This is a genomic window from Achromobacter sp. MYb9, assembly GCF_002975275.1.
GTDB lineage: Bacteria > Pseudomonadota > Gammaproteobacteria > Burkholderiales > Burkholderiaceae_B > Achromobacter.
In genome coordinates this window covers 162,124-188,876 of the sequence record NZ_PCOQ01000010.1, presented here as the reverse complement: position 1 = coordinate 188,876, position 26,753 = coordinate 162,124, and the positions used below count along the sequence as shown (strand labels likewise).

Annotated in this window: 15 protein-coding genes; 2 read left to right on the top strand and 13 right to left on the bottom strand. The window is 65.9% G+C overall.

The window, feature by feature from the left end:
• Positions 1-31: 31 nt before the first annotated feature.
• The 4 genes from CQ050_RS16720 to CQ050_RS16705 form a co-directional block, all read right to left on the bottom strand.
• Complete coding sequence (locus tag CQ050_RS16720; protein WP_105557940.1) at positions 32-12,706, bottom strand: filamentous haemagglutinin family protein; 12,675 nt, start codon at positions 12,704-12,706, stop codon at positions 32-34.
• 111 nt (positions 12,707-12,817) lie between these two features.
• On the bottom strand, positions 12,818-13,786 hold the full coding sequence (locus CQ050_RS16715; RefSeq protein WP_105557939.1) for a FecR domain-containing protein: 969 nt from the start codon (positions 13,784-13,786) through the stop codon (positions 12,818-12,820).
• Complete coding sequence (locus CQ050_RS16710) at positions 13,777-14,346, bottom strand: RNA polymerase sigma factor (protein ID WP_105557938.1); 570 nt, start codon at positions 14,344-14,346, stop codon at positions 13,777-13,779. Before CQ050_RS16710 ends, CQ050_RS16715 begins: the two co-directional genes overlap by 10 nt.
• The gene (locus CQ050_RS16705; protein ID WP_105557937.1) at positions 14,336-15,010 is read right to left on the bottom strand and encodes an STN domain-containing protein; all 675 of its coding nucleotides are present in this window, start codon (positions 15,008-15,010) and stop codon (positions 14,336-14,338) included. The genes CQ050_RS16710 and CQ050_RS16705 overlap by 11 nt, the downstream gene beginning before the upstream one ends.
• Positions 15,011-15,238: 228 nt before the next feature.
• Here CQ050_RS16705 and CQ050_RS16700 point away from each other — a divergent pair, with 228 nt between their 5' ends.
• Entirely contained in the window at positions 15,239-15,607 is a 369-nt protein-coding gene (locus CQ050_RS16700; RefSeq protein WP_105557936.1) for a hypothetical protein, read from the top strand.
• A 28-nt stretch (positions 15,608-15,635) separates the two neighbouring features.
• Here CQ050_RS16700 and CQ050_RS16695 read toward each other — a convergent pair whose 3' ends face one another.
• The 5 genes from CQ050_RS16695 to CQ050_RS16675 all read right to left on the bottom strand — a co-directional run bounded on the left by CQ050_RS16695 (position 15,636) and on the right by CQ050_RS16675 (position 19,088).
• Positions 15,636-16,001, bottom strand: coding sequence for a cupin domain-containing protein (locus CQ050_RS16695; protein ID WP_105557935.1), 366 nt, complete (start codon positions 15,999-16,001; stop codon positions 15,636-15,638).
• 44 nt (positions 16,002-16,045) lie between these two features.
• Positions 16,046-16,600 (bottom strand): helix-turn-helix domain-containing protein, encoded by a 555-nt coding sequence (locus CQ050_RS16690; RefSeq protein WP_105557934.1) that lies wholly within the window; start codon positions 16,598-16,600, stop codon positions 16,046-16,048.
• 86 nt (positions 16,601-16,686) lie between these two features.
• The gene (locus CQ050_RS16685) at positions 16,687-17,469 is read right to left on the bottom strand and encodes an aldolase (RefSeq protein ID WP_105557933.1); all 783 of its coding nucleotides are present in this window, start codon (positions 17,467-17,469) and stop codon (positions 16,687-16,689) included.
• Between the two features lie 10 nt (positions 17,470-17,479).
• Complete coding sequence (locus tag CQ050_RS16680; protein ID WP_105557932.1) at positions 17,480-18,121, bottom strand: glutathione S-transferase family protein; 642 nt, start codon at positions 18,119-18,121, stop codon at positions 17,480-17,482.
• Between the two features lie 4 nt (positions 18,122-18,125).
• Complete coding sequence (locus CQ050_RS16675) at positions 18,126-19,088, bottom strand: tripartite tricarboxylate transporter substrate binding protein (protein ID WP_105557931.1); 963 nt, start codon at positions 19,086-19,088, stop codon at positions 18,126-18,128.
• 368 nt (positions 19,089-19,456) lie between these two features.
• Between CQ050_RS16675 and CQ050_RS16670 the strand changes: the two genes are divergently transcribed.
• Positions 19,457-19,726, top strand: a complete 270-nt coding sequence (locus tag CQ050_RS16670) for a hypothetical protein (RefSeq protein ID WP_199196843.1) — start codon at positions 19,457-19,459, stop codon at positions 19,724-19,726.
• Between the two features lie 86 nt (positions 19,727-19,812).
• On the opposite strand, the gene CQ050_RS16665 is transcribed toward CQ050_RS16670, so the two are convergent.
• The 4 genes from CQ050_RS16665 to aspT form a co-directional block, all read right to left on the bottom strand.
• Positions 19,813-21,249 (bottom strand): transporter substrate-binding domain-containing protein, encoded by a 1,437-nt coding sequence (locus tag CQ050_RS16665; RefSeq protein ID WP_105557930.1) that lies wholly within the window; start codon positions 21,247-21,249, stop codon positions 19,813-19,815.
• 363 nt (positions 21,250-21,612) lie between these two features.
• On the bottom strand, positions 21,613-22,080 hold the full coding sequence (locus CQ050_RS16660) for a hypothetical protein (RefSeq protein ID WP_199196842.1): 468 nt from the start codon (positions 22,078-22,080) through the stop codon (positions 21,613-21,615).
• Between the two features lie 86 nt (positions 22,081-22,166).
• Positions 22,167-24,995: a beta-eliminating lyase-related protein gene (locus CQ050_RS16655; protein ID WP_233214110.1), complete on the bottom strand. Its 2,829-nt coding sequence runs from the start codon at positions 24,993-24,995 to the stop codon at positions 22,167-22,169.
• Positions 24,996-25,024: 29 nt separating this feature from the next.
• Positions 25,025-26,713 carry an aspartate-alanine antiporter gene (gene aspT / locus CQ050_RS16650; protein ID WP_105557928.1) on the bottom strand — a complete coding sequence of 563 codons (1,689 nt, stop codon included), beginning with the start codon at positions 26,711-26,713 and terminating at the stop codon, positions 25,025-25,027.
• Between the last annotated feature and the right edge of the window lie 40 nt (positions 26,714-26,753).

The following is a 26,753-nucleotide window of genomic DNA, read 5'->3' as shown; positions in this document are numbered from 1 at the left end:
GATGACCGCCGGCGGCGCGCCGGCGTCCCGTTCACATCGTCAGCTTGCGTCGTTCCTCCGCGCTCAAAGCCCCCGTCTCGTTCGCGTCCAGACGACCCGCGCCAAGCACTTGCACGGCGCTGGCGGCGTCGTAGGCCGGCGCAGCCGCCGCCGGGCTGCCCTGCGGCGCGGGCGCCGCCCCCGCCACGGGCTCGTCGCCATACCCCAGGATCTGCACGTTGATCACCGAGGGCTGGCCCTGGCGTGCCTGGCTTTGCGCTCGTTGGGCCGAATCCTGCGCGGCATTCACCGCCGATGTGGCTGCGGCACTGGCCGATGACAGCGCCCCGGTATTGACGGACGCCGTCACCGGCACGCCCACGCTATCGCCCTGCGCCTGGATGTTGGCGGCATTCACCACCTGCAAGGCCGCGATGTTCACGTTGCCCGACACGCGGATGCCGGCTTCGCCTGCGTCGATGGTGCCCAGCGGCGCGTACAGATCCACATCACCGGCTGCGACTTCCGGCAGCGGCGCCAGCGTCGCGATGCCCGCGCCGGTGCTGGGCGCGTTGGGCGACAGCGTCACGTTGCCAACGCCGTCGTAGACGCGCTTGGGCGGCGTGTACAGCACCGTCGTCTTGGACCCGCGCCCCGCATTGATGTCGCCTTGCGCCGACCACGCGGTGATCCCGCCGCCAAAGGTCGTCATCACCCGGCTTTGACCCAGCAGGATGCTGCCCTGCGCGTACAGCTGGATGTTGCCCTCGCCTTGCGTGATGATGCCTGCGGAAGCGGGCGGCGCCACGCCCTCCACGCCGAACACCTGCTTTCCGCCTGGCGTCATCAGCTGGATATCGCCGCCGAAGGTGCTGCGGATGCCCGACGCGCCGTACAGCGTGATGTCGCCTTGATAGGTGCCCGGCGCCGTCTCGGGGAACAGCGCCGCGATGGCCTGGCGGCCCCGCAGGTAGCTGCCGTTACGCGGGCTGGACTTGTCGTTGTATTCCCGGCCACCCGACCGCAGTTCGGCGAAATACACCTGCCTGGCGAACACGCGCTGCTGGGCGGGCGGCAACGCGGCGAAGTAGGCGCGCGCGTCATCCGTGCTGCCCGAAAAGCCGTAATGCTGCGTCAGCCACAACAGCAGTTCGGCCTCGTAGGTTTTGAACGCCAGGCCTTGGTCCGCCAACGGACGGCTTGGGTCCGCCACCTTGGCCGGGTCCAGATAGCGCGCCAGGAAGCCTGCGTAGTCAGGGCCGTTGGCGCCCCCGCCCGCCGTCACGGCGATCGAGGCGCCCGGACGACGGTCGCCCGGCATCACGGCGCCCAGGCTCGTGATGGACGCGCGATCGGCCATCAGCACATGACGGCCAGCGGTCACCTCCAGGGTGCCGGGGCCGGCGATCTGGAAAGAGCTGTACAGGATGTCGCGGCCCGCCGACACGCGCGACACATCCAATGCGTCACGGTGCAGGAACAGATTACCGGTGGACGTCGCGGTACTGCCCGACCCGCCGCCGAAGTTGATGCCGTTCGAAGTGGGCACGTCCGTCAGCGTCCCCGTGTCGGTACCCGAGGCCACGATGTCGCGCCCCGCCATCATCCAGACCGGCCCGGATGCCTCGTACCAGGTCTGGCCCATGCTGTTGCCCTTCAGCAAGGCCAACGCCTCACCGGTGCGCAGGCCGACGATGTCGCCGTCGCGGGCGTAGAAGCGCGTTACCTGGTTGGAACCCGAGTCGCTCGCCGTCAGCGCGTTGAAATAGAACAGCGGGAAGTGCATATTCCGGTCGCCGCCAATGCCGTCGGTCCCCTGATTGCTCAGGACGGCCACCGAACTGGCTTGCGAGGCGTACCCGGCGAATGCCGGCGCCCGCACAGTGGCCACGCTGGCCGGGTTCGCGCCCGAACGATTGATGGCGTAGCCGCCCGCGTAGATCGAATCGCCCGCCAGCATTTCCAACTGACCGCGCACGCCCGGCGCAAGCGTCAGCGAATAAGGCAGGCCGGTGCTCTCATTGTTCAGATAGCCCGCGGATACGCCCCCGTAGATGCTGCCGTCGTAAGCAGTGGCGCGCAGGATGGAGGGATACAGGTAACGGGCGTCCGACGGCGACGTGTTGCGTCCCGTCTGCACCGCCATGCCCTGCGCACTATGCGAGGTCTGGCGGCTGGGCGTGAGATTGCCGCCTGCGCTGGACAGTTCGATAGCCGTGTTCTCGGTCCACATCGAAAACCAGCTGTAGCCGCCGCCATTCTGCAACGTACCGTCGGCCAGCCGGAACGGCGTGCTGTTCGGCAGGGCGACACGCCCCGGATCGCTGGCGCCGCCCACGACCAAATCGCCGCGCGTATCCACCCGGATAACGGCATCGCCGGGAATCAGCACCAAGCCGCCCGTCGCGCTGGCCAGCGTGGACGCGTAGGGGTCATAGCCCCGGGTTTCCTTCACGTCCTGCTGGCTGAATTCATTACCGTACCGCAGGTCCAATCCCCCGACCGCGCCGCCCGACAGTTGCACATGGCCGCGCAGATTGATCAAGGCGCCCTGCAGGTCCAGCGCGGGTTCGCCGTAATACGGCGTTGGGCCGACCGTCGACGATACCCGCCCACGCGCGCTCTTCGTCGGGTTCACGCCGCCGCCGACGCGGATGTCGATATCGCCGCCGCCGGTCAGCATCATGCTGCCGTCGGCCGCGATACGCCCGGTACTGCCTATCGCCACGATCAGGCCCTGGCCACGGGGGTTGCTGATCGAACCGCGCGATTCGATATTCCCCGCATCGCCGTCCACGCGCATGCTGACATTGCCGCCGCCAAGCGCGCCAAAGCCCGTAAAGCCCACCAGCAAAGGTGTCTTGTCCTTGAAGTCCGCGGACGCTTGCGTGTAGCTGCCGAAGTTGATCCACCATGCGGTCGGCGTATCGCCGCCGTTGGCACTGCCCGTGCCTTGGCGCCACAGCCAGTTTCCGATCCCCACGCTCGGGTCGATCACACGCGCTTCAAAGCTGCCCCCCGTGGTCTTGCCCCAGACGTCGCCGCGAAGCGAGCCGCCCGAGTACAGGCCGAGGTTGCCGCCCGCTTCCGGGTACCAGGCCTGATAACCGGCTCCGGCCGTCACAAAGGGCTCGTATGTGGTGGAATGATCGTCGCCCAGCACCGTGCCGCCGAAGCGACCCCGCGGCAATTGGTAGGCCGGGGCCACGTCGGCCGCCTGCGTGCCGGCCGTGTACACGCCATACGCCGACATCAGACTGATGTCGCCGCCCGCCGCCAGATTCAGATCGCCCGCGCCCGTGCGCAATACGCTGAAGTTCTGCGTGTGGGCCACCACTGACGTCGTCGGTTTGTTCTCGATGCACTGGTCCGCGTAGTCCGTGCAGATCGAGAGTTCGGCGTCCGACACCGGCGTCCCGGCGGGATAGCCCCACCAGTTATCCGGCCCCCAGACCCAGCGGGGCGGCGGCATGCACAAGCCCTCGACGGCGTCGCATAGCCACAGCAGGTCGTCCGGCACAGGCGTTCCCGGTTCAAAGCCCGACGGGCCCGCATCCGGCCCCCACACCAGGCTCGCGCCCTTGATCAGGCTGGCGTTGTAGTGGGTATCGGCCAGCGTCAGCTTGCCAGCGTTTGGCCCGGGCAGCACCCGGCGCGGATCCGCTGCGTCCAGATCGGCGCCCGCCACCAATTGCACGGACCACGACTGGCTGCCTGCGGGCAGCATCTGGGCCAGCGCCCAGTTGCGCCGCTGGTCCACCGCCGTGCCCGGCCGCAGCTCGACATAGTCAGTGCCTTCCGGGAACACCAGCTTGGTCTGCGACGGGATGAACGCGCCTTGCTTCAACGTGATGGTGCCCGCCATCAACAGCACGTTGGGCTCGTAACCTTGCGTGGTGTGCAGATTCGGCAGCGCGACGTTTGCCGGCCACGTGAATGCTTGCATGGACGTGCCGGCGGTCAGCACGGTGCCCGCGCCCAGGCGCGTGCCGGCGGGCAAGTCCACAGCCTGTTTGAGGATGCTGCCGGCGGGGTACAGCAGTTGGCCAGCGGCATCGCGCAGATCGCCGGACAGCACCGTGCCGGCAGCCAGCGACAGCGCCTGGCCCAGCGCGGCCTCCACCGGCAGACGGGTGCCCGCCGCCAGCGTCGTGGCCTGCAGGGGCAAGGGGTAGTTCAGCGTCTTGCCGCCCGGGAATTCGGTGCCATCGGCCAGCACCACGCCGCCACGCGGCAACACCACGTCGCCGCCGAACGGTTGCGCGCCGGGCGTCAGGATCCAGCCATTCTCGTCGTCCGGCGTCGCTTGCGGCGGCGCGAAGCCGTCATTGATGCTGCCATAGACGTCCAGGTTGCCCTTGGCGCGCAATGTCAGCGCGCCGGCCTCGCCCGACCCGTAAGCCGAGGTCATCGCCGAATGCGGATTCAGGCTGGCATAGCGATAGCGTGACAGGTCCAGATCGCCCTGCACGACCAGGTCGCCATCGGCGGTGTTGCTGACAATCTCCACGCCGGGCCGCAGATGGAATACGTCGCGGTAGGTAGCGTTGTTCAGGCCCGCCAGCTTGCCGTCCAGCAGTGCGCCGTTGTTGCGCGCGTTGCGGATGAAGGTGGTGCTGTCGCCGTGCAGCGTTTCCAGATACGCCTGATCGATGATCTGGTAATCGCGGCCGCTCGCGCGGTCCGCCGGATCGCCCCGGCGCGCGTCGTCATAGCGCTGCGTGGCGACCAGCGCGATGGACCTGGCGCCGTCGATGACGACAGTTCCCCGCGCGTCGATGGCGATGTCGCCGTAGGTCGCGGCCGAACCCGGCACGGCGCTGCCGTTGATTCCCACATTGCCGGCCGCATCGATGCGCGGCGCCAACAGATCCAGCGTGCCGCGCGGCGCACCGTCGTGTTGGCCCGCGGCCGCGCCCGGCGCCGCGGACGTGCCATGACGCAAGTCGATGCGCGCCCCGTTGGCCAGGGTCAGCATCCCACGGCCAGAATTCAGTTCCACCATGGCGCGGTTGGGCGAGTCGATGATCTTGCCATAGCTATCGACGCGCAGCACGGTGCCATGTGCGTCCAGCACCGCGGTCGAGGACAGCGTCAAGCCGTCGCGCGCGGCCAGCCGGATCCGGCCCACGCGTTCGCCACTGGCGTCCACCCGGCCAGCGACCGTCAGACTGCCGCCGTCTATCGACAGATTGATGTCGTTGGCGCGCAGCGCATCGCCGACCGCCAGGCTGCCTTGCTTGATCTGGAAGCTGCGCGCACCCGTGACTGCGCCGTCGTTCAAGCGTTGGTTGAGCGCCTCGAAATCCGCATTCAGCGCACCGGGCGCACCCAGATGCTGCGCGCGGATATCCACGCTGCCCGCCCGATAGGGCACGGCCGTGCCGCCGGCGTCGTAGTGGCCCGAGCTTGCCCCCAGGATGCGGCCGCGCAGGTCCACCACGCCAGCGGCGGCCGACAGCGCGGTCGCCCTCAGGCTGCCCGCATCGTTCTGCTGCGCGGATACGTCGATCAGCGCGCCGCCTTCCTGCCGGATGCTGCCGTGGCTGCTTTCCAGAATCACGTCGCCGCCCCAGCTGTAGCGCTGGACGTCATTGAAAGCGATGGCGCGGCCCGATACATCGACTTGCGACGCGCCGGTCAGCAACACGCTTTCGCTGCCTTGCACCGTAAGCTTGCCGCTGGGGAGCACGATCCTGCCATCGATCTGCACGTTCGCCCCGGCCAGAAGCAGTTCCGCGCCAAGGTCCTGCACGGTCACGGCTTGCGCGCCCGGCACCGCCGCCACGCGCACATCGCCGCCCGCCGTCATGCGGTTGATGGCGCCTGCCCCGCCGGTCAGCAAAGGCGTATTCAGATTCAGGTTGCCGCCGTGGTAGACATAACGGCCCGTCACGCTGTCGAATGCCCCTTGCGATTGATACACCGCCAGGCTGCCGCGATGATTCGACGTAATGCGCTCACTGGCGTTCAGGTTGACCGTGGAAAAGCCCAGCGCCAGCCTGGCGTTGTCGTCCACGCCGCTGGGCTGCGCACCCTGGGCATAGCCGAATTCGATCCGTTCGGCATCGATGCGCAAGACGCCCCTGCCCGTGCCGGCGCCGCCCGCGACCACCGCGCCCGGCGCCTGTGTCGCCCCGTTCCAGATCAAATTCTGCGTGCGGATGCTGGCCTCGTCACCGGCCTCGCCATAGCCGTAGATGGCGGGCGTGCCCAAGGCCAACGTGGCCAGGCTGTACTTGCCCGTGACCGGATCGCGCGTGTCCAGCGCAACGGTGCCGTAGAAGTTCATGGCGTCGCGCGCGGTCAGCGTCAGCACTTCCAGCGCGGGCGCGCCCATGCTGGTATCGCCACGCAGCAACCGGCCCAGAATGTCCTGGTTCAGCGTCAGCCCGTTGGGCAGTATGCCGCTGGCCGCCGCCTGTTCCAGGGCGCCAGCCGTACCCGCGTTCACGGCGCCAACGGCCAGCGACAGGTTGCGGGTCCCGTAGCGCACCTGCTCGCCCAGGTCGAACGTGCCATTGGTGGCGGCGGCAATCGTGCCCTCGGAATACAAACGCGTCGCGCCTTGGCAAGGCTGCGCCGCGCACGTGCCGATGCGGATCGCGCCCGACGCCAGCGCGTCTGGCGCCAGCACGTCAAGCCGGCCATTCGACACGGCAAGCAAGCTGGCGGTACCCGGTTGGAAGGCGTAGCCGCTGGTGGAGTCCACCGACGGGGCGCCACGGCCCAACGTCGAAATGCCCGCGCCGGCCTCAAGTTCGATCGTCCGCGACGAGACCAGCACTTCCGGCCCCGTCAACTGCGCGCCGGCCCGCAGCACGACCTCATGGGCGGGGGCCTGGAACGTATAGAAACGCCCACCCTGCCCGTACTGCACCACCGGCAGCGCGCCGATCACCAGCCGGCTGGCGCCCAGCGCCGTCAGCGCGTCCGCCTGCACCGACGTGCCCGCGAAACCTGCGGTGGGCGCCTGGCCCGCCCCCAGGATTTCTATCGTGCCGCTTCCGCCGTTCAATGCCACCGCGCCGCCGAAGCCGCCCTGCGCCGCCTTGAAATTCGCCAACCCCTCGAAATTCAGCGCCTGGCCATCCGAGGAACCCGAGTGGATCGCCAGCCGCAAGGTACGGGCATCGGCCGGCAGCATGGCGCGCGGCACGCCACGCGTCACGGCGTCCGCCGCCACGAAACTGGCGTAGCTGGTTTCGTTGTACTGCGACAGGGTACGCAACACATCGGCTGGCGTCAGGATCACCGAGCTGGCCAGACTGTCTGCCACGCGGGTCCCCGCCGTCGACAGCGTGCCGCTGGCCGCCCACGACCGGTTGCGCATCTGCATTGGCGCGATAGCCGCGCCTGCGGCCGCCGCACCATTGATCTCGACGCGAAATGCGCCGGGCAGCAAGGCATAAGTGGACGGCATCAACGTGTAGGTGCCGGCCGGCAGGCCAGGCACGCCCGCGCCCACCGTGATCTGCCGGCCGACGCCGGGCGTTGATGCGCCGGCTTCGCCGCCCGCCGGCGCGTAGCCGGGTTGCATGCCGGGCACGATCGCGTAGACGGGGTTGCTGGCCAGCCCCGGCAACGAGAAGCCGCCCTTGGGATTCATGCGGACCAGCGGAGAATAGCGCGCGTCGGTGGAGCCGCCACGGCCGGATACGAAGCCGGCGCCTGTCAATTCGCCGCCGCCGGACAAGTCAAGGACGGACCCCGGCTGCGCATCCACATCGCGGAAGGCCATCGTGATGCCGGTACGCAGGGTGGCACCGCTCTCCAGGCCTGTCGCGCCGCCCACGCCCACGAGCGACACGTCCGCGCCCTTGAACTTGTACGAGACGCCATCGGTCGTACCGCCATACGGCATCAGCAGACCGGCACCGCTGACCGACGTGACGCTGCCCGGCAACAGCGTCAGCCGCTGCGTGCCCATCAGTGTGCCAAGATCCCCCAACACGATCGCGCCCAACGGCGCGCGCACCACGCCGCCTTGCTCCACCGTGACCGCTGACAGGCGCAGCGTGCCGAAGGCCGAATAGGGCATCACCGGCAATGCGTCCGACGCGCCGGCGTGGCGGCCGATCCGCAATGCGCGGTCCGGATCGAAGAACTGCACACCGGTTGGCAGGCGCATGAAGCCGGCCAGCACCTCTGCCTCGGCGCCTGTCTCGGGGTAGATCTGGGCGGCGATCAGGTCCAGATCGCCGCGTGTCCAAAGGCGGGTGCGCGGTTCGTGGTCGTTGTTGGCCAGAAAGCGCAGGTCGCCACCGCTATCCAGCGTTACCTGGTCAAAGCCCGAACGCAACACCGGCAGCGGGCCGCCCACGCTACGGTTGATGTTGCCCTGCGTGCCGAATGACAAACTATTGCCGACTTCAAGCAAGTTCCCTGCGCGCACCGTGAATGCGCCGGTGCCCACATCCTGCGCGTCGCCGAACAACACCTGCGGCCGTATCACGCCATTGGTGGCGGCGTACTTGCCCAGCCCGGACAAGCGCACATACGACGCCGCCAGATTCACCTGGGTTTGCGCATCCGCCCCCGGCGCCAGCGAAAAGGCGCCCGCGTATAGCCGCAGGCTCTGCGCCACCGAGACGTCCACGTCACCGTCGAAAGACATCAAGCCGTTGGACAGCAGCGCCAAGTGGTCAAAGCCGCCGCCGGCGAGCAACCGCGTGGCGTCCAGCCGGGCCTGGCCATAGCGCAGCCCATCGGCGACCTCTCCCGGTTTCAGGTCTGCGCCCAGCGCATTGCCGCCGGGGCCGGCCGCCAGCACCATTTCGCGCGGCACCTGCACCTCCATGCCTGCGACGCCGTCGCCCCATGTGCGGTATAGCGGCGTTTCCAGCGCAATATCCAAGGTGCCGCCGGACGCATTCGCCCCGCCCGCACGGGCGATGAACGTGCCATCCAGATACAGACCGTTATACGAGCTGAGCGATATGCGCCCGCCGTCCCGGTTCACTTGCACCGCGCCCACGCCCGTCACGTCCACCACCGCGCCCGCGCCGGACGCGTCCAACACCGCCCCGGGCCGGACAATCACGTACGCATCCGCCGACGTTGCCGTTGCGCGGTCGTGATTGATCTCGCCGCCGATCACGATCACACCGCCGGCGTCGGCCACGCCATAGCGCCGGCCCTGCGCGTCCACGCCGGCCTCCGCGCGGCCGGCAACGTCAAGCACGGCTTGCTCGCCAATCCAGATCGACCGGTTGTGCATCTGGCCGTCGGCAATCTCGAAGGACTCCGCCACATCCAGTTCACCCAGGCGCAACTGGCGGATATCGATTTTTCCGCCTGCCGCCGTCAGCGCGCCCAACACCGTGATCTGTCCCGCGCCACGCATCTGAATGGTCTGGCCGGGGTCCACCTTCACCTCGGCGCCGCGGCCCACGATCAGTGCCGCGTCGGTGTCCACACCGACCGCAGCCAGATTACGGCCGCTTTGCAGCGACAGGCTGGCGCCGCGCCGCCGCGACACGGTCCCCGCCACGGGGTCATGCTGGTAGGTCGGCGGCAACCACGCTTCCAGGACGGCCGACGGATCCGTGCCAGTCTGCTGACCCGCCGCGCCGGACACGGGGCGATACACCGGCATCAGCACATCGATGCGGGCATCGTCGGCTACGGTCAAACCGGAACGGCCCGTCACTTCGTAGCGCGAAAACCCTTGCTGGAAAAAGGGCGGCGCAAGCGCCAATGCCCCCTCTTGCGCCACGGGCTCCGTGCCTCCCAGGACGACTTTGCCCGCCGCCACCGCGAGCGTTCCTCCGCCTTCCACGCCATACCCGCGCAACGTCGCGTTCAGGGTCAATTGACCGCCTGCGTCGGTAGCGCCGCCGACGACTTCAATCGTCGTGTTGCCGCCTTTGCCTCCCGTCAATGCGTTCTTCGCGCGCAGCGCCGCGCCCGAACTCACGTCGATCACGCTGCCGGTATCCAGGCGGATATCGCCGTCGCCGCGCAACGCCACCGTGCCGCCGTTCAGGTACGGCATGCCGGCCGTCCGTTCCGGCGACATGGCCAGGTTCGTCCACAGGCCCGAAGCGTCCAGCCGGGCGCGCGCGCTCAAGGCGAGTGCCGCCTTGTCCGTGCCGCCGACGGCCGAATCCACCGCCCCCGAGGGCGACGCCTGGTTCAGCACATTACCCAAGCGGATGCTGCCTGCGCGAGCGGTCAGCGTGGCGTCCACCGACACCTGGTTCGCGAACAGCGTGATGTCGCCACCCGCCGTCACGGCCAGATCGGACTGCACCGTGATGTCCTGGGCGGCGATCTTGATGGCGCCCAGTCCAAAACCGTTCAGCTTCGCCGTGTCCAGATGCAGGATGCCGGCGCGGTCTTCCGGCAGCGCGGTGTCCAGGTCCAGCCCTGCGGCGATGGCGGCAGCCTGATCGGACAAGAGCACGTGCTGAACCGTGTCGTCCGACCGACCCAGCGCGTACTGCAACGCGCCGGTGCGCAGCGTGTAGTAAGGCGAATACGTGCCTACGACCAGTTGCGCGCCTCGCGCCGCCGCCCGCTGCGATTGCTGATAACCGTCCAGGCCGGCCTGCGGCGCGGCGCTCTGGCGCTGGCCCTGATACGTCAGACCGACCAACTCGCCTTCCAGCACCGCGCTCTTGGTGCCGATGAGCAGCCTGCCCGCGTCCCGGCCAACCGTGTAGCCCGTCTCGAAGCGTTCGCGCGGCGCGATCAGCGGGTTATAGAAATAGCGCGTCTGGCCCCATCGCTCGCTGTGGGCCTCGTACCCTTTGTACAACCCCGTATAGGCCAGGTCCCCCGGGGCGCGCGACACGTCGTACAGTCTGCCGTCCACGCCGCGCAGCCACGTCTGACGGATCATGCCGTCTTGCACGTCCAGCGTGCCGCCCGACACGTTGATCTGCGAACCGGCGCGCGTCACGACGTCGCCGCCGGTGAATTCCACGTTGCCGCCCTGCGCCATCCATTCATTGACGGCGTGGCCCTGCGTGCCCAGGTAGCCGCTGACTTCCAACAGGCCCCCGGCCGTGTACCAGCGGTCGGTCGCGTAGCCGTTCGTGCCTGCCGGCACGAAGACCAGGTCGCGCAAATCGACCCACACGTCGTTGCTATTGAGCTTGCCGCCGTCCCGGTTGATCGGCGCATCGCGCTGCTCATTGCCCTGGACGTTGATCTTGATATTGTTGTTCTCCATCGCGACAGGCACGCCCACGGCGCCCGCCACATCCAGGATCGCGCCATCGCGCACCAGGCTGCGCTGCGCGGCTTGAATGGCGATCTGCCCACCGGTGGCCAGCGTGATGGATCCCGATGCGAAGTCCACCGTGCCAGAACTGCCAATTTCCACCCGCGACAGCTCGCGGCGGTCGCCGCCGGCGGCCACCACGGCCGCATCCGTCTGCGGGGTCAACGGCACGCGCAGGCCGTCGCGCTGACTATCCAGCGCCAACGCGCCGCTGCGGTCCAGCAGGATCGCCGTGGTGCTGTTGTCCGCCAAGGTCACCTTGCCGCCCTCGCCCGCCGCCGTCAGGTGCACCGTTCCGCGCGTATCCACCGACGTGCTGGACAGCACGACGCCGCCCTGCACCACGTCGCCGCCCGTCAGCGTCACATCGCCCGTCGCCGCCTGGATCAATCCGGTGTTCACGACACGGCCCGGCGTGCCTGCCGGTGTCACTTCGTTGCCCTTCGTGGTGGACACGAGGTTGCCCGAAGTGCCCTGGCCGCGCTTGATCACAAAGCTGTCGCCGGCCGCCAGCAACGCCTGGCCTGCCGGCGTATCGATCGTGCCTGCGTTGACGGCTTCCTTGCCCAGCAGCAGAACATAGCCGCCGCCTGTCGTGGAGGTGGTCGGCGCCGCCGTCCGGATCTGTGCGCCCGCCTGCACCTCGACGCCGCCCAGCGCGTCCTGGAATGTCGGTTGCGCGCCGTTGTCGGCGTACAGCCCCTTGTCGCGAAACTGTGCGTCCGAAATCGTCGATGCCGCCGCCACCAGATTGCGCGCATTCACCTGGCTGGTGCCGGTGAAGATCACGCCGTTCTGGTTCACGACCATCACCGTGCCGTCCGCCTTGATGGCGCCCTGGATCTGGCTGGGCTTGGCCGATGCGCCCACCACGCGGTTCAGCACCGCGTCATCCGCGCCCTGCTTGAATTGCACGGTCGTGTTGCGGCCGACGTTAAACGTGTCCCAGTTCAGGATGGCGCGCGACTGCGTTTGCTCGACGGTGACGACCTGGCGGCCATTTTCCACGCTGGGCTTGGCGGCTTTCGCGCCCTCCCATTTCGCCAGGCCTCCCTGGGCAGCCCACAAGCCGCCTTCAGCCAGGCCATCGGGCACATCGCCGCCATTGGCAGCCGCCGCCGCCCGCGCCGCGGCCTGGGCGGCCTGCTGGGCCGCGACGGCGGCAGCCGTGCGGTTCAGGTTGTCCAATGAACGCTGTAATTGCTGGCGGGATTGCTGCTGCTGGCGCGCGCTGGCGCCGATGCCCGCCACGCTGCCGTCGGGCATGCGGCCCGTGCGTTGCGCGGTGGACTGCACGGCGTTCTTGTCGGAAAACCACCCCGGGCTGAACGCGCGCGTTTGCGCCTGCGCCGCGCCGCTGGCGCTGCCCGCGATCAATAGCGCCGTCACCGCCTGCGACAGCGGCGTCGGACGCCAGTTCGGGCGTCCGCGCCCAAGCGCGCGCGCCGTTTTCTTCTTATCGCCCAATTCCGACATCCGTGCCTGCATGATCGCCATCCCTTGTTCCAATCGCGCGTGTTCGTCACCTAGAACAAGACAGACGGATTGAAAAATGCCGACCAGAACCCTGTCACAAATAATTCACGAAGCCACCGGCAGGAAACCCGCCTAAGACAGCACGACGACACCGGCCGGCAGACGCGTCACGCGGGCGCCGTAGGCGTCGCGAATCAGGCGTTCCGCGTCGGCCACCTGTGCCAGCGAAAAGCGCGCCTGCACCAGCCGCTTGCCCAATTGGTCGTTCATCAGCACCAGGCGGCCGCGGCGGTAGCGGTTCAATTCGTCCACCACTTGCGCCAGCGGCTGCTGGTCGAACACCAGCCACCCCTGCCGCCACGCGGTCACGATGGCCGGATCGACCTGAACCGGCGGCATCACCCGCCGGTCGTCGTAGCGCAGTTCGCGGTTGGCCACGATGTCGAATACCCCTTGCTCATGCGCCAGCCGCACCACGCCCGACAGGCAGCACAGCCGCGCTTCGCCGTCGATGTACCGGACGTTGAACAGCGCGTCCTTCGCCGTGATCCGGCCTTTCCCCGCGACCACCACGGCGGCCGCCGGCCCGCTGCGGATCTCGGCCTCGCCGTCGGCCAGCTCAATGACGGCGCCGTCGCCGTCGCGACTGACATTGATGCGTGTCTGCGTATTCATCTGGACGTCCACCGCGTTGCCCAACGCCACCCGCCGCTGCTCGCCCGCCGCCGTGCGGTAGTCCGCCCCCAGCACGTCCAGCCCCGGCCACAACCCCAAGGGCGGCTTGAAGGCCAGATAGGCCGCGGACGCCGCCAAGGCGCCTCCCAGGAACGCCCGCCGGCCGGTCACGAGGGATTTTCGCGCCCGGTTGCGGGCGTCCTCCGCCACGACGGCCTGCACCGCAGGCCCCACATCACGCCATAGCTGCTTCTGGGCGGCAAAGGCCGCCTGGCGCCGCGGGTCGGCGCGCAGCCATTCCCGGAATGCCTCGGCATCGGCCTCGGTGGCGCGGCCGGACGTCAGCGTCAGCAGCCAGGTCCGCGCTTCGCGCGCCGCCACCTCGTGGTCCTTGTTGTTTCCGGGCAGGCTCATCGTCAGTGCCATGGTTCTTCATCTTTGCCCGCGGCGCGGCCGGGCAATTCCCCCGCCCCCGCACTGGCCACGCGCAGTTCCCGCGCGCAATGTTCCAGCGCGCGTTTGAGTTCTTTGGACACGATGCGTTCCGACACACCGTAGCGCCGCGCAATCTCTGCGTGGGGCAGCTCGTGCACGCGCGCGGCAAGCAGCATCTGCTGCGTGCGTTCGGGCAGTTTTCGCAGCGCGCGCTGGAAGGCGTCGACCTGGCTGCGGCCCTGCGCGATGCGCGCGGGGTCCGCGGCCTCGTCGGTGATGTGGATCAGTTCGCTGATCTCCACCCCCGTCAATAAACGGGAATCCCTGCGCCGTTGGTCTTCGGCGATGTTCAACGCCACGCGGAACAGATAGGCCGCCGGCTGCTGAATCGACGAACTGGCAGGCAGATCATTGACCTTCAAAAAGGCTTCCTGCATGGCGTCATGCGCCAGGTCTTCCGACCCCAGCCGCCGCTTGAGCTGATTGCGGAAGTCGTTATAGCGTTCCAGGAACAGCGAGCGCAGCGAGGTTTCCGGTTTGTTATCCCGCACGGCCGGCTCCGGGCAATTCCGCGCACTCTGCCGTGCTGCGGGGCGTCAGCAGGACGGTCAACGGTTGCGGCATGCCCGCCGGCAAGGGGCCGATCACCACCCCACGCAATGCGGCTTCCAGCCGGCCGTCCAGCGCCGGCGCCCCGGTCGTGGCCACCCACCCGACGCGGCTGACCCGCCAGCCCTTGTCGAACCACAATTGCACCAAGGCTCGATAACTACCCGGCTGCGTGCCCACCGCCTTGCACAGGGCGCGTTTTAACGCCCCCTGCACCACGGCAGCATAGGGTGTGTCGCGCAATCGCTTGCCTGATCGCGGCGCGGCAGCGGCCTCTTGCTCGGTGGAGACCAGCGTGAACGACTGCGCGCTGGCATAGCGGATCGCCAGCGGCGACCCTGCCAGCAATCTGCGCAGCGCATCGCCTGGCGTGTAGTTGCCAATCACGGCCGGCGCCTGCCGGCCGGCGGTCAACGTGCTGTCCACCAGCACGGTCAGCCCGCTGGCCAGGCTGTACTCGACCAGCGCCTGCGCCAAGGGCTGGGCCTTGATCGCAAACGCGACGGGCTGCGTCGGCGGCTCCGCGTGCGCCGCGGCCAGCGTGAACAGGCCCAAGGCCAGACAGGCGCGCAGCGCCATGCCGCAGCCCTTGAACGCGCCGCTCATGAACGTGACCGCAAGGGGGAATTGCCTGACATGGCCGCCGCACCAGGCGCCTGGGCGCCCGCCCTAACAAAAGCCGCCATGCTAGAGGGGCTGAATGACGCATTCGTGACACCTACGCCGCCGCGCCCCGGCATCCGACACGCAACGGTCACCTACGCGGCGCGCGCGCTCCCTATACTTTACCGATCACGCTGGCCACGATTCGCCGGCATTGCATAAGGAGCGCGCATGCGCATGGTGCCCCGGTCCACTGGCCGCATTGTCCTGCTGTTGCTGTCCGCCGCGCTGGCCGGGCCGCCGCTGTCGGCCGCCGAAGCGCAGGCGCCCGCGGCCCCCGCGCCTCACGCGCAAAAACCCGCCGCGCCCAACAGCGCGTGCATCGAAACAGAGGTGAATGGTTATCGGGCGCTGTCCTACGACTGCCTGAACCAGAAGATGGCGCCCGACGCCTCGCAGCGCCCGGCCCCGGGACTGGAATCGGAGGCAATCACCCAGCGCCCGCCCAACCAGATGGGCCTGCCCACGCCAGCCACCATCGGCAACCGCATGGGCAACACCTTCGGCACGTCGGCCTATCCGCAGCGGCCGCAGCCCTAGGGCCGCAGGCCGTTATCGCATCCGGGCATCAGCCCATGCGCGTGATGAAGTAGATTTTCTTGACGAACTGATCCACTTCCCAGCGGCCGGTATAGCCCTCCGGCATGACGAAAGCCTCGCCCACCGTCAGTTCGTGCACGGTGCCGTCCGGGTCCACCAGGCGGGCCGAGCCTTCGACGATGTAACCGAATTCGATGTAGCCGGTCGTGTTCGACTGGAAGACGCCCGCCGTGCTTTCCCATACACCGGCCTCGGCCTTGCCCGCATTGCCTTCAAACGCGGTCACGGTCAGGAACGCCGCGTCGCCGGAAATCGGACGGCGCGGTTTGCCGGGCACCGGATCTTTCAGTGGGCCGGCATCGATGCGGACAAGCCGCGACTGGTCATGTTTCATGGGGCACCTATCAATATCGTTATGGGGTCGCCGGCCGGCGGCGCTTAATGCGCAGCCACCACCAGCACCTCGGCCATGGCCCGGCTGACGGTGCGCATGCGGTGCGGCAGTTCGGAGTCGAAATAGACCGAATCCCCGGTTTCAAGGCGAAACTGACGTTCGCCCACGTGGACTTCGATCGCGCCCTTCAGCACCAGCAGGAATTCTTCGCCCGGATGCGGAAACACCGCCGTGGCATCTGGAAAGTCGCGCGGCGGATGCACCACGAAGGGTTCCATTGCCTTGACCTTGCGGCGCCCGGCCAGCGATTCATAATGATATTCGCTGCCCAGCCCGCCACGCTGCAGGGCCTCGCGGTCCGCCACGCGCACCACGCTGACCACCTCATCCTGGGCCGTGTCATCCGTCCCCACCAATTGGGACACCCCGACACCGTAAGCTTCGGCCAGCCGCAGCACGGTCGAGATAGACGGTTCGCTCAAGCCCCGTTCCAGCTTGGACAGGTAGCTTTTGGTCAGGCCCGTGCGTTGCGCCAGCTGTTCCAGGGACAAGGATTGCTGGCGACGCAGGGTACGCAGGCGGTGGGGCAGATCGATCATGGGCAAAGGGTCAAAAATCCGACCGGTAAGCATGCCCGAAACCGGCCCCGCCGTCGAGCCGCCCCGCCTGGCCCGTCCCTGCCGCTTCAGCCCAGCACGTCGACGTGCGTGCGCAGCGCGCGCCGGGCGTAATACGAAAAGCCCACCTGGGAACGCTTGGGCGTCAGGATCCAATCATGCGCCTCGCGGCCCAGCGCCGGCGGGATGGGTTGAATCTGGCCGGCAGCCATCGCCAGCAGCTGCATGCGCGCGGCCCGCTCAAACTGCAAGGCCAGCACGCAGGCTTCCTCTACGGAACCCGCGGCGATCAGCATGCCGTGATGCGACAACAGGATGGCGCGCTTGTCGCCCAGCGCCGCCGAAATGATCTCGCCTTCCTCGTTGCCCACCGGCACGCCCGGCCAATCCTTCAGAAACGCCACGTCGCCATACAGCGGGCAATTGTCCATGTGCGAGATTTCCAACGGCACTTCCAGCATGGACAGCGACGCCGAATGCAACGGATGCGTGTGGATGATGCAGTTCACATCCGGCCGCGCGCGGTAGATCCAGGAATGAAAACGGTTGGCCGGATTGGGCATGCCGCCGCCTTCCTGCACGCGCAAATCCTCATCCACCACCAGCAGGTTGCTGGCGGTGATCTCATCGAACCCCAAGCCCAGCCGCTGCGTGTAGTACCGGCCCGGCTCAGCCGCGCGCGCCGTGATCTGGCCGGCCAACCCGGAATCATGGCCCCCGTCGAACAGAATGCGGCAGGTCAGCGCCAGACGTTCGCGCAGGCTCCATTGCGGCGTGTCGAACTGGCGCTGCATTTCGGCTTTCGCACGCGCGATCAGTTCTTCTTTTCCCAGGTGCATCGTATCGGTCATCATGTCTCCGTCATGCCGTTTCAAGCAACGGCGTAAATCCTGGCAAGGCGCGCACGCGCGCCAGCCAGGCAGTGATATGGGTAAAGGCGGACAGGTCGTAACCGCCCTGCTCCGCCATGCTGGTATAGGGATACAGCGCCACGTCGGCGATCGTCGGCGCGCCGCCCACAAGATAGGTGCGGCCAGCCAGATGCGCATCCATCAACGCCGCGGCTTTCATGCCGATCGCGCGCCAGGCCACCATCGCCGGATCATCCACGGCCGCCGTCTGGCGCAGGTGAATCAGCAGCCGCGGCTGCGCGAACGCATGCATATGCTGCGTCTGTTCAAAACTAAGCCAGCTGCTGACCTGCGCCTGCGCCAATCGGTCCTGCGGCAGCCACGGCGTGCCCTGCGCCAGGTACCACAGAATCGCCTGCGATTCGGCCAGCCATTCGCCTTCGGGCGTCAACAAGGCTGGCACCTGTCGCCACGGATTGATACGCGCGAACGCGTTGGTCTCGAGGTCGCCCTGAACGATGTCGAACGTGCGCCGCGTAAGCGCCAGGCCCATGAAACCGCAGGCCAATCGGATCTTCCAGGCATTGCCCGAGCGGAGCGTGTCGGCCAGGACCAGCGGCTTGCCCGCCAGCGGATGCGTCGTCTGCGTCATGCGATCAGTCCATTTTGATGTTGGCGCGCTTCACGATCTGGGCCCACTTGGCCTTCTCTGCCGCGATGAAGCGCTGATACTCGTCCGGTGTCCCGGTGTACAGCTGCGTGCCCTGAGCCGCCAGCCGCTCTTTCAATGCTGCCGACGCCAGCGTCTTCTGCAATGCCGCGCTCAAGGCAGCCAATACCTCGGGCGGCGTGCCGGCTGGCGCGAAAAAAGCGTTCCACGAACTGATCTGCAACTGCGCATCGCCCACTTCGGGGCTGGCGGGCACCGCGGGCGCCGAGGGCAGGCGCTTATCCGCCGCCACCACCAGCGCGCGCAGCTTGCCCGACGCCACATGCGGCATGATGACCGGGCTTGCGTCCATCACCACGTCCACCTGTTCGCCGATGGCGGCATTGACCGCTTCGCTGCCGCTTTTGAACGGCACATGGACAATGTCCAGGCCCGCCGTCAGCTTCAGCAGTTCCAGCCCCAGGTGCGGCGAACTGGCATTGCCGGCCGACCCGAAATTCAAGCGTGCCGGATTGGCCTTCGCATACGCCACGAATTCGCTGAACGACGCAGCCGGCAAACCGGCCCGCACCGCCAGCACATAGGGCGACCCCGACACCATGCCCACGGGCGCGAACTTGTCCGCGTCATAGCTCAACTTGCTGTAGATCAGCGGGTTCACGACCTGCGTGCCTACCGTGCCCATGAAAATCGTATACCCATCGGCGGGCGCCGTAGCCGCCATCTGCGCCGCGATCACGCCGCCCGCGCCCGGCCGGTTTTCAATCACGATCCCCTGCCCGAGCGCGTCGCCCATGCCCTTGCCCACCTGCCGCGCCACGATATCGGTGATACCGCCCGCCCCGAACGGCACCACCAGCCGGATCGGCCGCTCCGGAAACGCCGCATACGCGCTACTCGCCATTCCTGCCGCCAGCGTCAACGCCGCCAATCTGCCCCAAACCTTCATGCCATTCCCCTTGATTGCGCCGTGTCGGCCCTAATGACACAAAGTGTCCTATAGAGCATTGATTTTCCGCAAGAAGAATGTGATTGGGGAAATCCCTGGGGGCGGGAGTAAAGTTCGCCTTTTTTGTTGAAGTTCGCCTTTTGGCTTTGGCCGGCAACACCTGCTATTACGCGGGCATCTCCGCCTCTTCTGCGCAGAGGGACGGCCAGCAGAAGGAAGAATGGCGAACTTCGCGATAAGCGCGATTAGACCAACGCAACAGTCATCGCCCGAGGATTTGGGACGTTCCAGTACGGGCGGTGTGGAAGAGACATGGACGTCTCGAGGCACTCGGCTGTGAGTTGGGAATTGTCAGAGCAGGACGCGCCGTGCTTTGCATTGATGGCACGGAAGCTCCCGCCGAGATGCTGTTCTACTTCCCGCAGTTCAAGGCCATCGACCTGGCCGAAGACGCGAACCACACCTTGCACAATATTCTGACGCTGTGTGGCGCCAAGGTGCGTGGCGCGCAAAAGTGGGCGCATACTCTGGGCGAGACCATCAACCTCTGGGGCAAGGACGCCGTCGTGTCGTTCGGCAGCCAGCACTGGCCGCGAGAACGTCGTGGCCCATCTGGAAAAGCAGCGCGACCTTTATAAATACATCAACGACCAGACCTGCGTATGACCAATCAAGGCATGACCATGCACACGCTGGCGTGCCATCATCATTGTGTTTCTCTCGCTCAGTTTTCCGCCCTGGCGCCCTGCGCCCGCACTAACGAATATGCAATGTAGTACTTATAAATATTGCTGACGTATTGGACCGTTTCCCGTCCTATGCGCTGAGCTGCGACCCGCTCCACGTTATCGAACCAGACGTTTGCGTCCAGCCCTTTTGCAGCGGCCTCCTTGCGCAGCTGACTGATCCGGCCTGGTCCGGCGTTGTACGCCGCCAAGGCGAACAAACCTTTGTTCAGGTCCGTCATCGGTTCCTTCGCGTAGTACTGATCAATCATGAAACGGATGTATTTCACGCCGCCATGGATGTTCTCTTCTTCGCGCCGGATGTCACCCACCTTCAGATCTTTCCCCGTGGCAGGCATGATCTGCATCACGCCCACAGCACCCACCGCACTCTTGGCCTGCTGATCCAGCCGCGACTCTTGGTAGCCCTGCGCCATCATCAACAACCAGTCAATGCTGTACCGGTCGCTGTATTTACGGAAGAACTCCGCCAGGCGATGAAATTTATCGATCTCTTTGGGGTCGGTTGCGCCCATCACCCACTTCACAGACTTCAAGTACTTTGTCAGTTTCTGGTTGCCAAATGAGGTGCCAATGCGGTTCTTTTCCATGAAGGGATTAAGCATGGCGGCAAGCTTGGGAGAGTCCTTCCGGAAGGCAAAGGCGATGTCACTGCCAGAATCCACCTCCAGGTTTTCATACACCCGTATCTGAGGAAAGATCTGCTTCCAGAAATTCGCCAAATAGCGGTCCGACACGGTGTAATTCACCAAGTCAGCGCTGATCATTTCCAGAATATCGTCGGTTTCGAACACGCCGGGCGCGTCGCGGATGATTGCGGACTTGAGTCCCCTGGCTTGCAGCTCAGCGTTCAGCTTCTTGACGCTGTCGTAATAGCTGCTGGCGGGATTGAGGAACAGCTCTTGCCCGGCAAGATCGTCCAGCGACTTCAATTCCGGCGCAGCCGGCGCGGCGACGATAATTTCGGGCACGCCCGTTGCCAGCGGCGTGCTGAAATGAACTTGCTTCTGACGCTCTTCCGTCACCGTCAGGTTGGCGGCGATGATGTCGCCTTTGCCTGCCAGCAAGTCGGGGATCAGACGTTCCCGAGATGTAGGCAGAAAGACTACATGGACCCGAACGCTCTTGTTCTTCAGCTGGACGTTCAGGTCGTTCTCAAATGCCGTCATCATGTCCGCAATGATGCCGCGCTGGGTGCCGCCTTTGTCCAGAAAGTAGAGCGTTTTGTTATAGGGCACCAGCACTCGAATCTGCCTGCGCTGGATCATCCCGTCAAGGTCACCGGTCCATGGTTTGACGTTATAAGCAAGCGCCAGCGGATCTGCCTTGGACGGCCCATCCGAGGCTAGGGATATGTCTGCGGCTGCGAATGGCAACAATGCGCAGAGCGCCAAGGCGAGAAGACGGGACGGCATAGCACCTCCGAAGCGAGGCAACAGTGTGGCTTTCTCGTCATGCGAACCCTCGCGACCGAGTTGCGTCTCGTGGCTTAATTCAATATGTAGAGCACATTCTGCCTAACCCGGCCTACCAACAGAGTCGAATTGCCGAGAAAGCGGTAACAATTGATCGGATGGAATAGACCTCTTAGCACTCGTGCATCTGGAAAAAATGTGTACTTCTGCTTTGGCTCGGAAGCGGGCAGCAGCTAAATTCAGATTTGGTCCCAAACGAAGGAGGACGCGAACGACTTTACGACATCATAAAGTTCGCTCGATAGAGCGGCGCTTCGCGGCGCGCATGGAGCAGCGCACGATCGAGTCCTTCTGATCACCCGTTCAGGGCACCACTTGATACCCGCGCTGCTGCATGCAATCGGCATACGCTGAAGACGCGTTCGTGGCCTGCGGCGACTGGTTTGCCCTGTCCTGCCGCCGATCCTGCCGCTGCCGCGACCCGCCCACCACCATGCCCGCCGCGGCGGCGTCTTTCGCCTGGTTCTGCCGGTACGCCTGTTTGGTGTCGTCGCCCATGCGGTCATACGCCTCTTCGTGCTGATGGCCACGCGCACCCGCGACGGCGGCGCCTGCCGCGGCACCGGCCGCGGCGCCGCGCGCACGGCCACCCGCCTGAGGCGTATCGGAGCTCGCGCTCGCCGTGTTGCCGGATTGGGCTTGGCATGCGGCGATGTCCTGCTGAGTGAGTTCGGGCGACTGGCCTTTGAGTGCCGTGACGTTCTGGGCGGTGGCGGACAGGCAAGGGCCTAAGAGCGCGAAGGCCATGGAGGAATTAATGAACCTTTTCATGAAAAGCTCCTTGGGTGCTTGAGCCCCGGGATTTCCAGCGTAGCGCTGTGGCCCGCGGCAAGGAAAAATCGCGCTGCGGCGCCCGTTTACTCCCGGAATTCCCCCGTGCCTGGGACGATGAGTCCGGGCGGGGCCACGATGACGTTCCGGTCACGGATGGCTTTGATCAGCTTTATCCCCCGCGACGCGTTGTAGCCATGTATCTCCTTCACGTCGAGCTTACGCATGAACGCTATGGTATGGGCGTCGATGATCTGCCCCGGAACCATGATGGGAAACCCGGGAGGGTAGGGAATCACGAAATTTGCAGATACCAAGTCCGGCCCATCCACCAAGCGTTCGTCAAGTATCGGACTGGCGAGGGGGAGGTATTCGCAGTCGTCTTCGTTGTAGGCCGCGAAGAAGGCGGCGCGCACGTTGCCTTCGGGCGTGATGCTGCCGGGATCGTCGCGATAACCGTCGTGAAACCGGCTGAAGTTGGGCAAATTCGGCACATCGTCCATCAGGCTTGCGACTTTCTCTGCGAAAGCTGTCCTACCGGCTTCACCTGTCTCCTTCAACCTCGCTTCTATTCCTTGGGAAATCTCCAGCAGCACTTTGATAAGCGACGCGACGTCGCTACGCGTGTTGTTGATATTGCTTTGCAGCAGCACGCTGTTGCGCGACGTCTTGTTGAGCTGGATGTTGTAGCGCGAGGCCAGCAGGTTCTTGAACGTAGTGCCGTCGTAGCCGGCCGTCCCGCACACCAGCGTCAGCCGCGTGGGGTCGAGGCAGAATTCGTCGTCTTTGAGCGCCTTGGCGGCCGTGAGCCAGTTCGTGCCGGGGGCAAGGAAGTCCTTAAAACCCGACGCCCGAAACTCCTCCGGAATCATCTTGTCGGCGCCCAGCACACTGAAGTATTTGGAGATCAGCGGATGATTCGCGACTTCGCGGCGGATGGCCAGCGCGACTTCGATGGCGCGCATGACCAACTCGTATCCCTCCAGCTCCATTTGCCGGCGCGCAACGTCCAGCGACGCGATGATCTGCGCATTGGGCGACGTCGACGCATGGATGAACACGGCCTCGCGAAACGCCGACACGTGGTGCTCGTAATCTTCGTCGCGCACGGCGACGATGGACCCTTGCCGCAGGCTGGACATCGACTTGTGCACGGAGTCCGTTTCGTAGACCCGTATCCGCATCTTCTTCGGGTTGGGCGTCAGCTTCCGGTCCAGCAGGCGTGGATCATTGGGGTCCAGATCTTCCCCGAGTTCCCGGCACTGCGCATCCCAGGCCTCCTGCGCCTTCGGGTCGTCCCGCCACGCCTGCAATGCCGCCGCCGCCCCCATCGCGGTGCGCATGCGCAGGAACGGGGACCAGCGCGCAAACCCGAACCACGCTTCGTCCCACAGGAAGATCAGGTCCGGCTTGATGGCCAGGCATTCAGCCATGACACGCCGGGTATTGTAGATATGGCCATCGAAAGTGCAGTTGGTGAGGGTGACCATGGCCACCTTGTCCAGGCGCCCCGCCGCCTTCAGGTCCAGCAACGCCTGCTTGACGGTGCGCAGAGGAACCGCGCCGTACATCGAGTATTCCGTCATCGGGAAGGCCTCGACGTAGCGCGGTTGCGCGCCGGACAGCACCATGCCGTAGTGGTGCGATTTGTGGCAGTTTCGGTCCACGATCACGATGTCGCCCGGTTTGGTCACTGCCTGGTAAACCATCTTGTTCGACGTTGAAGTGCCGTTCGTCACGAAGAACACATGGTCCGCGCCGACCGCGCGCGCGAACTTCTCCTGGGCCACCTTGATGTTGCCAGTCGGCTCCAGCATGCTGTCCAGGCCCCCGGTCGTGGCGGACGTTTCCGCCAGGAACAGGTTCAACCCATAGAATTCGCCGAAGTCGCGGATCCAGTTCGACTTGATGATCGACTTGCCGCGGGCGATGGGCAGCGCATGAAAGGTGCTGATCGGTTTGGCGGCATATTGCTTGAGATTGTCGAAATGCGGCGAGGATTGTCGATCCCGCACGCCTTCCAGGATGTTCAGGTGCACCTCCATGGGTTCCTCGACCTCATAGAAGACACGGCGTATCGCCGACGCGCTGGGGTCGCCCGCAAGTTGCTCCACCTTCCGGTCGGTGAGCAGATAGATGTCCAGCTCCGGACGGATGTTGGCAATCATGCGCGCCAGCTTCACGCCTATCTCGCGCGGCGAGTCCACCGTAGCGTCCAGATGCTGGTAGACGGACAGGTAATCGCGCAGCAGCGACGCATCGTGCTTGGATGGAATCGGAATGCCGTCATAGATGACCACTGCCTCGAGCTTGCCGTTGAGGATGGTCGCCAGCAGCGCGTCCTCGACGCTGCCCACCATGACGGGCTCGTAGACCATCGTGTCGTCGTGCCGGCGCAGTTCCCGTATTTCGCGGGATATCGCCGCAGTGCGGGCCAGTGGTGCCGGGCTGACGAACAGCGCCTCGAAGTACGGCCGCCTTTCCAGGCTTCCCGCCAACCCGGGCGGGGTGCGGTCGGCCCCCTGCGACGCGGAATCCTCGGCCGCATCCCACTCACCTTCGTCATAGCGGTAAGTGCCCGACAGCAGCGCATTGCTCATGCGCAGCACCAGTCGTGCGGCCCCAATCGCGTCGCCGTCGGCGATCCGGTCGTCCAGCGTGCGCAGCAACTGCACGCCGGGATACGCAAAGTAGCTCTCCATCGGTCGCAGGGCGTTCAAAGCCTCCTGCACCGGGCCGGCCCCGCCCGCGCCCTTGCCGCTGCGCATTTCGGCGGCCCAGGTCTGGGCCTTGGCGTTCAGCTCGCGCCATCGGTCCAGCCTTGCGGCCGAGATGGAGAACAGATGGTCAAGGTTTTGCCCCTCGTATGTCTCGGTCGCCATGGCAGTCCCCGGATGGTTTGTCGCAAGCCCCACTGGCCACGCGGCCGGGGCTCGCAGTGTGTTTACGCAAGAATCATGATCACCACCATCCCCCAGATCGTCAGCAAGGTATTGCCGACGGCGTAGGTCACCGTGTATCCCAGCCCCGGCACCTGGCTCTTGGCAGTCTCGCACACCATGCCGAGCGCCGCGGTGGTGGTGCGCGAACCCGCGCATATGCCCAGAATCAAGGCGGGATCGAAGCGGAAGACATACTTGGCGATGAACATGCCAAGCACCAGCGGGATCGTAGTCGCGAAGATCCCCCACAGAAAGAGACTGATCCCCAGCTTTTGCAATCCGGCCACAAAGCCCGGCCCCGCCGAAATGCCGACGACCGCGATGAACACGTTCAGCCCCACCGAATTCATGAACCACAACGTGGGTTCGGGAATGCGGCCAAACGTGGGATGGATGGCACGGAACCAGCCGAACACGATGCCGGCGATCAGCGCGCCGCCCGCCGTGGAAATCGTGAGCGGGATGCCGCTGACGTTGATCACGATGGCGCCGAGAAGGGCGCCGATGGTGATGGCCAGCGACACAAAGGCAACGTCCGTCACTGTCGTGGGGCGGTCGATGTAACCCAGGTTCTTGGCAGCCGCATTGATGTCCTGGGTCCGGCCGACAACGGTGATGACATCGCCCCGGAACAGTTGGGTCTTGGGCAGGACGGGAATCGCGGTCTCGGTCGGGCCGCGCCGGATCTTTTTCAGAAACACCCCGCGCGCGCCGGGCCAATGCGCCAATTCCTCCAGCGGCTTGCCGTCCACGGTCTTGTTAGAGACGTAGATGTCGACGCCTTCCGTCTTGATGTCGAGCAGTTCGGCGTCTTCGACTTCGCGGCCGCTGGGGCCCAGCCGCGCGATCATCTGGTCGCGCTTGCCGCCCACCGCGACGATGTCCCCGGCCTCGATGACGGTCGCCTGGTCCGCTTCGATGAGCTTGCCGCCCCGCCGTATCCGCTCCACGAACGCGCGGACGCCGGCAGGCGTGCCGGCCTCGATTTCCCCCACGGTCCTGCCGATGAATGGGCTGTTGTCCGCGATGGCGTACGCGCGGACCTCGAACTCGTACCAATGGGTCGCGTCCGCCGCGCCCTGCCCCGCCCCAAGTTTCTGCTCATACGCCTTGCATGCCGCCACCAGGTCGATGCCAAGCATTTTGGGGCCAATCTGCGCCAGGATGATCGCCGAGCCCACCGTGCCGAAGATGTACGTGACGGCGTAGGCGATCGGCATCGCGTCCAGCAGCGCCTGGGTTTCCTCTGGCGTTCGTCCAAGGCGGTTGATCGCATCGGTTGCCAGGCCCATCGAAGCCGAGATGGTTTGCGAGCCCGCGAAGAGCCCGGCCGCGGACCCCAGGTCGTATCCCGCGAGCATCGCCGCGATGACCGCGGCCCCCAACGACAGGAGCGCCATGATCACTGCAAAGATCGCCTGCGGCAGTCCATCCTTGGCAATGCCGCGCACGAACTGCGGACCCACCCCGTAGCCGACGGCAAACAGGAACATCAGGAAGAACACCGACTTCACGTTGGGGGAGATCTTGACCCCGAGAATGCCGATGACAATCGCGACCAGCAGGGTCGACGTCACGGCGCCAAGGCTGAATCCCTTGTAGCTCTTGCCCCCGACCCAATAGCCAATACCCAAGGCCAGAAAGATGGCGATTTCGGGATAGGCTTTCAGCGTAGTAACAAACCAGCTCATGACTCTCTCCTTGACGCTGCCCTGATAGAAAGCTCCGTGT